Here is a 6,252-nt window from a genome sequence, read left to right on the forward strand (position 1 = left end):
CGGTCACTGGGATGAAAGGAGACCGGTATGAGCCAACGAGGCCTGGAAGCACTGCTGCGACCAAAGTCCATCGCCGTTATTGGCGCATCAATGAAACCGCAGCGCGCTGGCTATCTCATGATGCGCAACCTGCTAGCCGGTGGCTTCAATGGCCCGGTGCTGCCGGTGACCCCCGCCTGGAAGGCGGTGCTCGGGGTGCTGGCGTGGCCCACCATCGAGAGCCTGCCCTTTACGCCGGATCTGGCGGTACTCTGTACCAACGCGCGGCGTAATCTCGAGTTGCTTGAAGCCCTGGGGCAGAAAGGCTGCAAGACCTGCATCATTCTTTCTTCGCAGCCTGAGCAGTATCCGGCGCTGCTGGCGTGCGCCACCCGCCATCAGATGCGCCTGCTCGGCCCCAACAGTCTGGGCCTGCTGGCGCCGTGGCAAGGGTTGAACGCCAGCTTTTCGCCGGTGCCGATCCATCGCGGTAAACTGGCCTTTATCTCGCAATCGGCTGCCGTCTCCAACACCATCCTTGATTGGGCGCAACAGCGCGAGATGGGGTTTTCCTACTTCATCGCGCTGGGTGATAGTCTGGATATAGATGTCGATGACCTGCTGGACTTTCTGGCCCGAGACAGCAAAACCAGCGCCATTTTGCTCTACCTTGAGCATCTCAGCGACGCGCGCCGGTTTGTTTCCGCCGCGCGCAGCGCCTCGCGAAACAAGCCGATCCTGGTGATTAAAAGCGGCCGTAGTCCCGCGGCGCAGAAGCTGTTGCACGTCAACTCCGGGATGGATCCGGCATGGGATGCGGCCATCCAGCGTGCTGGTCTACTGCGGGTCCAGGATACCCATGAGCTCTTCTCCGCCGTAGAAACCCTGAGCCATATGCGCCCGCTGCGCGGTGAAAAACTGATGATCGTCAGCAACGGCGCGGCGCCGGCGGCGCTGGCGCTGGATGAGCTTTGGCTGCGTAACGGTAAGCTGGCGACCCTCAGCGAGGAGACGCGCGAGGCTCTGCGCCAGGCGCTGCCGGGCGGCGTCGAGATCGCCAACCCACTGGATCTACGCGATGACGCCAGCAGCGAACATTATCAGCGGGCGGTGAATATTCTGCTTAACAGCCAGGACTATGACGCGCTGCTGGTGATCCACTCTCCCAGCGCCGCCGCGCCGGGCACCGAGAGCGCCCTGGCGCTGATCGACGCCCTGAAGCACCATCCGCGTGGCAAATATGTCACCGTGCTGACCAACTGGTGCGGCGAATTCTCCTCCCAGGAGGCGCGACGGCTGTTCAGCGATGCCGGCCTTCCCACCTACCGTACGCCGGAGGGGACCATCACCGCCTTTATGCATATGGTCGAGTACCGCCGTAACCAGAAACAGCTACGCGAGACCCCCGTGCTGCCGGACTCGTTAACCGCCAATACCAGCAAGGCGCATGCCCTGCTCCAGCAAGCGATCGATGACGGCGCCACCACGCTGGATACCCACGAGGTCAGCCCGGTACTCCGGGCCTACGGCATCCACACACTGCCAACCTGGATCGCCGCTGACAGCGCGGAAGCGGTGCATATTGCTGAGCAGATAGGCTATCCGGTTGCGTTGAAGCTGCGTTCCCCGGATATTCCGCATAAATCAGAAGTACAGGGGGTCATGTTGTATCTGCGTACCGCGGCAGAAGTGCAGCAGGCAGCGGATGCGATGATCGATCGCGTCAGGCTGGCCTGGCCCCGGGCGCGCATTCATGGCCTGCTGGTGCAGAGTATGGCCAATCGCGCCGGCGCCCAGGAGCTGAGAGTGGTGGTTGAGCACGATCCTCTCTTCGGCCCGTTGATTATGTTGGGCGAAGGCGGCGTGGAGTGGCGGGCCGAGGACCAGGCCGCCGTGGCGCTGCCGCCGCTGAATATGAACCTGGCGCGTTATCTGGTGATCCAGGCGATCAAAAATAAGAAGATCCGCGGCCGCAGCGCATTGCGACCGCTGGATATCGCGGGCTTAAGCCAGCTGCTGGTTCAGGTCTCGAACCTGATCGTCGACTGCCCGGAGATCCAGCGCCTGGATATTCATCCCCTGCTCGCCTCCGGCAACGAGTTTACGGCGCTGGATGTTACCCTTGGGCTTGCACCCTTCAGCGGCGACAGTGAAAGCCGTCTCGCTATTCGTCCCTATCCGCACCAGCTGGAGGAGTGGGTGGTGATGAAAAATGGCGATCGCTGTCTGTTCCGGCCGATCCTGCCGGAAGATGAACCGCAGCTGCTCGCGTTTATCGCCCAGGTCACCAAAGAAGATCTCTATTATCGCTATTTTAGTGAGATCAACGAATTTACCCATGACGACTTAGCCAATATGACCCAGATCGACTACGATCGAGAAATGGCGTTTGTCGCCGTCAGGACCACTGCGGAACAGAGCGAGATCCTTGGCGTGACGCGGGCGATCTCCGACCCTGATAATATTGATGCCGAGTTTGCTGTGCTGGTCCGTTCAGATTTGAAAGGGTTAGGCCTGGGCCGAAGGCTGCTGGAAAAGCTGATCGCCTATACGCAAAGCCATGGCCTGCAACGGCTGAATGGGATTACGATGCCGAATAACCGAGGCATGATCGGCCTCGCCAGAAAGCTGGGATTCACCGTTGATATTCAGCTGGAAGATGGGATTGTCAGTCTGTCGCTGCCCCTGAATCAGGGATAATCGCGCGACGCTGACCGCAATTGTTGACCACATTAGCGGGTAGTAATGGTATTATTGCCCGCTTACGTCGTCTGCATGGTACAGAAGACCCTTCAATAAACAGAGAAGAAACGCACTGTGATGTTGTCAAAATTTAAGCGTAATAAACATCAACAACACCTTGCCCAACTCCCTAAGCTTTCTCAGTCAGTTGATGATGTAGAGTTCTTTTACGCCCCTGCGGATTTCAGGGAAGCGTTACTGACCCGGATTGCCAACGCCACTCAGCGTATATGCATTATTGCGCTCTACCTGGAGCAAGATGATGGCGGAAAAGGAATTTTGCAGGCCCTGTATGACGCCAAGCGTCAGCGTCCGCAACTGGATGTTCGCGTCCTCGTGGACTGGCACCGCGCTCAACGTGGCCGTATCGGCGCCGCCGCCTCCAACACCAACGCCGACTGGTATTGCCGGATGGCCACTGAAAATCCGGGCGTAGAGATCCCCGTTTACGGCGTGCCGATTAACACCCGGGAGGCGCTCGGCGTTCTCCATTTCAAAGGCTTTATTATCGATGACTGCGTCCTCTACAGCGGCGCCAGCCTGAACGATGTTTATCTGCATCAGCATGATAAGTACCGCTATGATCGCTATCAGTGCATCCGAAACGGCAAAATGGCGGACGTCATGTTTGACTGGGTCGACAATAATCTGGTTCAGGGACGCGGTGTGAATCGTCTCGACAGACCGGATCGGCCAAAAAGTCCGGAAATCAAAAACGACATTCGCCAGTACCGTCAGGAGCTCCGCGACCGCAGCTACCATTTTGTCGGCACCGCCGGTGACGAAGAACTCTCCGTCACCCCGCTGGTAGGCCTGGGGAAATCCAGCCTGCTGAACAAAACTATCTTTCACCTGATGCCCTGTGCCGAGCACAAGTTAACGATCTGCACCCCCTACTTCAACCTTCCTGCCGTGCTGGTAAGAAATATCATCCAGCTGCTACGCGACGGTAAACAGGTGGAGATTATTGTCGGCGATAAAACCGCTAACGATTTCTATATTCCCGAAGATCAGCCGTTTAAAATCATCGGCGCGCTTCCTTATCTGTATGAAATCAACCTGCGGCGTTTCCTCAGCCGGCTGCAGTATTATGTGAATACCGATCAGCTGATCGTCCGCCTGTGGAAGGATGACGATAACAGCTACCACCTGAAAGGCATGTGGGTTGATGATGAGTGGATGCTGCTCACCGGCAACAACCTTAACCCGCGCGCCTGGCGACTCGATCTGGAAAATGCCATTCTGATCCACGATCCAAAGCAGCAGTTGGGGGCCATGCGGGAGAAAGAGCTGAAGCTCATCCGCACCCACACCACGGTGGTGAAACATTATCGGGATCTGCAAAGTATTGCCGACTACCCGGTGAAAGTGCGTAAACTGATCCGCCGACTACGGCGGATCCGCATCGACCGGCTGATCAGCCGTATTCTCTGACAATCAGCCCCGCCTCGACGGGGCTTTTTTCTGGAAGCACTATGCGTACGATAATCGTGATTGCTTCGCTGATGTTAACGGGCTGCAGCCACATGGCAAATGATGCATGGTCCGGTCAGGACAAAGCCCAGCATTTTCTGGCCTCGGCGATGCTGTCTGCCGCGGGCAATGAATATGCGCAACATCAGGGTTACAGCCGGGACCGCAGCGCCGCTATCGGCCTGATGTTTTCTGTCAGCCTCGGCGCCTCAAAAGAGCTTTGGGACAGCCGCCCGGCAGGGAGCGGCTGGAGCTGGAAGGATTTCGCCTGGGATGTAGCCGGCGCGACCACCGGCTACGCTGTGTGGCAACTGGCGCACCAGTAGCGGCTAAAGACGCAGGCCTTTGCCCTTGCGATGCAGCATCAGGGAGACCAGGAAGGCGATGGCCGCCATCACCGTTACGTACCAGTAAAAAGCGTGCTCTATCCCCGCCGATTTAAGCGACAGCGCGACATACTCCGCCGAGCCGCCAAACAGGGCATTCGCGACGGCATAGGAAAGCCCTACCCCAAGCGCACGAACCTGCGCCGGGAACATCTCGGCCTTCAGGATGCCGCTGATCGAGGTATAGAAACTGACAATCAGCAAGGCGCAGATCACCAGGCCGAAGGCAGCATAGGGGGAGCTCACTTTTTGCAAGGCGCTCAGGATAGGCACGGTAAATAATGTCGCCAGTACGCCAAAGCACAGCATGGAGGTACGGCGGCCTACTTTATCCGAAAAAGCGCCGAACAGCGGTTGAACCAGCATATAAACGAACAGCGCCGCAGTCATGATCACGCTGGCGGTGCTGGCCGTCATTCCCGCCGTGTTGACCAGATACTTTTGCATATAGGTAGTAAAGGTATAAAAGGTCAGCGATCCGGCGGCGGTAAAGCCCAACACCATCACGAAGGCCCGGCGATTACGCCACAACCCTTTAAATGAGCCAGCCTCTTTCAGCGCCCGGGTCTCCTGCTTTGAGGTTTCGTCCAGCTGGCGACGCAGCCACAGCGCGACGATGGCCAGTACTGCCCCGAGAGCAAAAGGAATACGCCATCCCCAGGCATGCAGATCTTCGTCGCTCAGCACCTGCTGGAGCGCCACGACCACTAATACCGCCAGTAGCTGTCCGCCAATTAACGTGACGTACTGGAAAGAGGCGTAGAAGCCTTTCTTTCCTTCAATCGCCACTTCACTCATATAGGTCGCGCTGGTGCCATATTCTCCCCCGACCGACAGCCCCTGGAACAGACGGGCCAACAGAAGCAACGCCGGAGCCCAGGTGCCGATGACTGCATAGCCCGGCAGGCAGGCAATTACCAGTGAACCAAAGCACATCATGCAGACCGAAATAAGCATGGACGTTTTACGTCCGCGGCGGTCAGCGATCCGACCAAACAGCCAGCCACCGATAGGACGCATCAGAAATCCGGCGGCGAATACGCCTGCCGTTTGTAAAAGTTGAGTGGTGGTATTTCCGGATGGAAAGAAGATATGGGCAAAATAGAGCGAGCAGAATGAGTAGACGTAAAAATCAAACCACTCAACCAGATTTCCCGAGGAAGCGCCAACAATTGCCCAAATACGACGACGGGTGTCAGCCAGCTCCGGCGCGGCCCGTTCGGTAATGCTACTCTCTGTCATTGTTATATTGCTCCAGCAAAGACTGCAATCTGTCTTGTCGGGCGTACCACGTCACGCAGACAAATTAGTTAGTAAACTAAATGTTATATAATTGTTATATCTTTATATGTGATTGCATTCACATTTTTTTTCGTAAGCACGGTTTTCGCGATCAACGCCAGCGCAGGAGCAAGGAAAAAGTGGATTATGGCGAAGGGATTGCCACGACGGGGTTTTATGTTGCTTTGAATGAAGATGATGAGGGAGATATGGTGGGATTTTCGCCGGAGGCGGTGCTGAGCCCCCCTGGCCGGGCTACCGGGGAGGCATGCCGGCACCCTCGCCGGATGACACAAACGCAAAAAAGCTCAGCCTTCCGACTGAGCTTTCTGCTTTATTTGATGCCTGGCAGTTCCCTACTCTCACATGGGGAGACCCCACACTACCATCG

4 protein-coding genes are annotated in these 6,252 nt (G+C 57.1%); 3 read left to right on the plus strand and 1 reads right to left on the minus strand.

The window, feature by feature from the left end:
- Window positions 1-27 precede the first annotated feature (27 nt).
- The 3 genes from pat to ABLU73_RS13890 all read left to right on the plus strand — a co-directional run bounded on the left by pat (window position 28) and on the right by ABLU73_RS13890 (window position 4,520).
- Window positions 28-2,679, plus strand: a complete 2,652-nt coding sequence (gene pat / locus ABLU73_RS13880) for a protein lysine acetyltransferase (protein ID WP_065905439.1) — start codon at window positions 28-30, stop codon at window positions 2,677-2,679.
- Between the two features lie 120 nt (window positions 2,680-2,799).
- Window positions 2,800-4,155 carry a CDP-diacylglycerol--serine O-phosphatidyltransferase gene (pssA, locus tag ABLU73_RS13885; RefSeq protein ID WP_004201812.1) on the plus strand — a complete coding sequence of 452 codons (1,356 nt, stop codon included), beginning with the start codon at window positions 2,800-2,802 and terminating at the stop codon, window positions 4,153-4,155.
- Between the two features lie 41 nt (window positions 4,156-4,196).
- Window positions 4,197-4,520 carry a YfiM family lipoprotein gene (locus ABLU73_RS13890; protein WP_004201811.1) on the plus strand — a complete coding sequence of 108 codons (324 nt, stop codon included), beginning with the start codon at window positions 4,197-4,199 and terminating at the stop codon, window positions 4,518-4,520.
- A gap of 3 nt (window positions 4,521-4,523) precedes the next feature.
- Here ABLU73_RS13890 and ABLU73_RS13895 read toward each other — a convergent pair whose 3' ends face one another.
- On the minus strand, window positions 4,524-5,822 hold the full coding sequence (locus ABLU73_RS13895; protein ID WP_064187564.1) for an MFS transporter: 1,299 nt from the start codon (window positions 5,820-5,822) through the stop codon (window positions 4,524-4,526).
- Between the last annotated feature and the right edge of the window lie 430 nt (window positions 5,823-6,252).

The sequence above is a fragment of the Klebsiella sp. GG_Kp175 genome (genome assembly GCF_040062325.1).
GTDB lineage: Bacteria > Pseudomonadota > Gammaproteobacteria > Enterobacterales > Enterobacteriaceae > Klebsiella > Klebsiella quasipneumoniae.